The sequence below is a fragment of the Streptomyces sp. NPDC012510 genome (genome assembly GCF_042955065.1).
Classification (GTDB): Bacteria; Actinomycetota; Actinomycetes; order Streptomycetales; family Streptomycetaceae; genus Streptomyces.
On sequence record NZ_JBIBEN010000060.1, the window covers coordinates 1 to 4,299 of the forward strand.

Here is a 4,299-nt window from a genome sequence, read left to right on the forward strand (position 1 = left end):
CGCCTGCTGACCGAAGACGTCATCAACGACATGCGCGATCGCCGGATTCTCATCAACGGCACGGGCAAGTCGGCGAACACCCTGAAGATCCGCCCACCACTGGCCTTCGACTCCGCCGATGTGACCCGATTCCTGGAGACCTTCGCCGAGGTCGCGAAAAACCGTCTGTAGTCGGCTGGCCGAAGGACTGACCGTGAATACCTCACCGGCTGTGAATTTTGCTCAACGGCTCTTCGAGGAGAGCGGCCTGACGTCGTCCCACGAGCCCATCGACGTGGTGTTGGTGAACACCTTCCTCGAGAAGCACTACCGCCTCAACGGACGTCTCGGGCGACTGGCGACCGAGAAGGACGACACGTTCAGGCTCAGGACCGAGGCCGGCGACTATCTCGTGAAGGTCTCGCCGCCGGACGAGGCCGAGGCGGTTGTCGATTTCCAGACCGCCGCGATGCGTTTCCTCGAGAGCGCCGCCCCACAGTTGCCGGTCCAGCGTGTGAAGCTGACCGCCGACGGGAACGACAGCGTGGTCATCCGATTGAACGACGGCGGGACCCGGATCTTGCGGGTGTTCGACTTCGTCGCGGGTCCGGTCCTGGCGCAGACGACCCCGGACACGCAGCAGCTCGCCCTGGCCGGCGAGATGCTGGGGCGGGTCGACGTGGCGCTGAAGGCGTTCTCGCACTCCGCGGACGGACGCGATCTGGTGTGGGACATCCGCCACTTCCACCAGCTGAGCAGCCTGGTTCAGTACACCTCGGACCCTGAGCACCGCCGCTTGGCCCGCGAGGTCTTCTGGCTCTTCGACGAAACCGTCGTCCCGAGGCTGAGTGATCTTGAGACGCAAGTGATTCACGGCGATTTCAGCCCCTACAACGTCGTGGTGGATCCGAAGAGCGACGACGACTACGTCACCGGCGTCATCGACTTCGGCGACACCGTGCGCAGCGCCGTGATCTTCGACCCCGCCGTGCCCATGGCGAACCTGCTCGGCCGGACGCCTGACCAGCCCTGGCGGGACGCCTGCGCCTTCGCCGCCGGATACCAGAGGGAGCGGCCGATCGAGGCCTCGGAACTCCCTCTGCTCCCGGTTGCCGCACTGGCACGCCTCACCCTGCGCGGGCTGCTCACCAACTGGCGAGCGGAGCGCGCACCCGAACGGCGCGAGTACCTCCTCGCTCACGCCAAGGACGACTGGACCAACATCGAGCGCGCCTTGGCCGTAAGCCTGAACGACGTCATCGCGCAACTCAGGGAATCCCGGCATGGGCGTTCCTGAGAAATCTCACCATCCTATCCAGTTTCCGTAAGAGAAAGATCGGAACTCTCTCATGAGCAACAAAATCCCCTCGTTGCAGTTCCGTCCGAAGTACGTGTCGTTCGACTGCTACGGCACGCTGATCAACTACCAGATCACCCCCGTCACGCGTGAGCTCGTCGGCGACCAGATCCCCGCCGAGCAGTGGGACCAGTTCGTCAAAGAATTCCGCGGCTACCGGTACGACCAGGTCCGCGGCACGTACTACTCCTACGAGCAGGTGCTGCACGATTCCTTCGAGCGGGTCTGCCGCCGGTGGGGCCTGAAGGTCGCCCCGGACGCCGGCAAGCGGTTCGCCGACGCCGTTCGCAGCTGGGGTCCGCACGCCGATGTGCCGGAGCCGCTGAAGAAGATGGGCGAGAAGTACAAGCTGGTGATCCTCTCCAACGCCGACGACTCCTTCCTGGAGGAGAGCGTGCCGCGGCTCGGGGCCGATTTCCACGCGGTGTACACCGCGGAGCAGGCCGGCTACTACAAGCCCCGCTACGCCGCGTTCGAGTACATGCTCGACCAGCTCGACGCGTCCCCCGAGGACTTCGTGCACGTCTCCTCGCACACCCGCTACGACCTGATGCCGATGCACGACATGGGCTTCCGCAACCTGATCCTGTTGGACCGCGGCTACGACCCGGTGACCCACGGCTACGACTACGTGACCGTGAAGTCCCTCGACGAGCTCAACACCATGCTCGGCATCTGACGCGCGACACACACCGTCCGGCCCGGACAGCCCGGACAGCCCGGACAGCCCGGACAGCCCGGAAGGAGCCTCGCCGAGCTTGTCGGCGAGGCCCGCGTAGAACTCGAAGTACCGGGCCGAGAGCGACGTCCTCGGGCGCATCATCAACCCGGCCGAACGGCGGGAGCACACGGTCCACGCCCTGGCCGGCGGGCGGATCACCCACGGCATGCACGGCCTCACCGCCATCCCCGACGCGGGACCGGCCGCCCTGCCGGTGGGACGTGATACGGCAGCGGCCCGGCAACCTCGGCGGCCCCCGCCGCGGGCTGGGGATCCGAGGTGTCGGATCCCCGCCCTTGAAGCCCCATCCCCAGCCTTCCCTCTTTCCCCTTAGCACCACCCCCAGGAGGCACACGATGAGAGACGCCCGTATAGACCGCAGGTTCTTCCTGCGCGGCGTCGGCGGAGCCACGGCGGGTCTCGCCGCCGCGACCGCCCTGAGCGCCTGTGGCACCGGCACCAGCCGCAGCACTTCCACCAGTAGTGGTGGGAAGGGCAAGACGGTGGTCGTCCGTGACAGCGGCGGTTCCTACGGTGCGGCCCTGCAGAAGGCGATCTACACGCCGTTCACGCGGGAGACCGGCATCACCGTCAAGGTGCTGAACCTGGACGACGCCCCGCTGCTGGCGCAGATCAAGCAGGGCCGACCGCAGTGCGACCTCATCAACAACTCGATGATGTCCCACACCAAGTACGTCAAGCAGGACGCCCTGGAGGCGCTGGACCTCGACCGGATCAAGAGCCTGAAGAGCGCGAAGATCCCCGAGGCCCAGATCACCGACCATGCGGTCGGCCACAGCTTCTACGGCCAGTGCATCGCGTACCGCACGGATGCCTTCGGGGGCAAGAAGCCTGAGTCGTGGGCGGACTTCTTCGACACCAAGGCGTTCCAGGGCGGCCGTGCGATGTGCAGCCCGGACGGTGACCTGCCGGAGCTGGAGTTCGCGCTGCTCGCCGACGGCGTCCCCCTCGACAAGCTCTACCCCCTCGATGTGGACCGGGCCTTCAAGGTGCTGACCCGGCTGCGGGGCGACATCAAGAAGTTCTGGGACAGCGGCCCGCTGCCGGGTGTGCTGCTGAGCCGCGAGGAGGTGACGATGTCCACCGTCTGGGACGGCCGGATCGCGGATCTGCAGAAGCAGGGCGTTCCGGTGGAGCGGCAGCTCAACGGTATGCGGCGCCAGTTCTCGGGCTACGCCATCGCCAAGGACGCGGCGAATGTGGACAACGCCTACCAGCTGATGGACTTCGCGCTGCGGGCGGAGAGCCAGGCCGCGCTGGCCAAGGCCTTCCCGTCGAACCCGGCCTCGCCGGTGGCCTACGCCAAGCTCACCGAGGACGAGCGCAACGCGCTCGCGGGTGCGCCGAAGTACTACGACAAGGGTTTCGACGCGGACATCGACTGGTGGCTGAAGAACGAGTCGGCCGTCACCAAGCGCTGGCTGGAGTGGGCTCGTGGCTGAATTCGGTGTCGCCACACCGTCCGTCAAGGTGGCCGGCAACAAGCCGGCCGCCGCGACCGGCAAAGCGCTGTCGGTGGTGGCCCTGCGCAAGACCTACGGCGATGTCGTCGCCGTCGACGAGGCGTCCATGGAGATCGCGGCGGGGGAGTTCGTCACCTTCCTCGGCTCCTCCGGCTCGGGCAAGACCACGACGCTGATGATGATCGCAGGGTTCTGTGAACCGGACTCCGGCACCATCACGGTCGGCGGCCGTGACGTCACCCGGCTCGCGCCGCAGAAACGGGGCCTCGGCTTCGTCTTCCAGCAGTACCTGCTCTTCCCCCACATGACGGTCAGTGAGAACGTCGCCTTCCCGCTCACACTGCGCGGGGTGGCGAAGGACGAGATCCGCCGGCGGGTGGGGGAGACGCTGGAGATCGCCGGCCTGTCCGGGTTCGGCGGGCGCAAGCCGCGTGAGCTGTCTGGTGGTCAGCAGCAGCGCGTCGCGCTGTGCCGGGCGCTGGTCTACCGCCCGCCGGTCATCCTCATGGACGAGCCGCTGGGCGCGCTGGACAAGAAGCTGCGCGACCAGCTCCAGGTGGAGATCAAGACCATCCAGCAGGAACTCGGCCTGACCGTCATCTATGTGACGCACGATCAGGAAGAGGCGCTGGTGATGTCGGACCGCATCGCGGTGATGCGCAACGGCCTGATCGAGCAGTTCGACACCCCCCGGGAGCTGTTCGAGCGGCCGAAGACCCCCTTCGTCGCCGACTTCCTCGGCGCGGCCAACTTCCTGC

The 4,299-nt window shown here is 66.8% G+C and carries 4 protein-coding genes; all 4 read left to right on the forward strand.

The features are described 5' to 3' along the window. Positions 1-211: 211 nt before the first annotated feature. The gene (locus ACFY9I_RS42165) at positions 212-1,276 is read left to right on the forward strand and encodes a phosphotransferase (protein WP_391012749.1); all 1,065 of its coding nucleotides are present in this window, start codon (positions 212-214) and stop codon (positions 1,274-1,276) included. 52 nt (positions 1,277-1,328) lie between these two features. Then, the gene (locus tag ACFY9I_RS42170) at positions 1,329-2,015 is read left to right on the forward strand and encodes a haloacid dehalogenase type II (protein WP_391012751.1); all 687 of its coding nucleotides are present in this window, start codon (positions 1,329-1,331) and stop codon (positions 2,013-2,015) included. Positions 2,016-2,413: 398 nt separating this feature from the next. Continuing rightward, entirely contained in the window at positions 2,414-3,520 is a 1,107-nt protein-coding gene (locus ACFY9I_RS42175) for an extracellular solute-binding protein (RefSeq protein WP_391012753.1), read from the forward strand. Further along, a partial coding sequence (locus tag ACFY9I_RS42180) for an ATP-binding cassette domain-containing protein (RefSeq protein WP_391012756.1) occupies positions 3,513-4,299 on the forward strand: 787 nt, incomplete at its 3' end. The genes ACFY9I_RS42175 and ACFY9I_RS42180, both read left to right, overlap by 8 nt.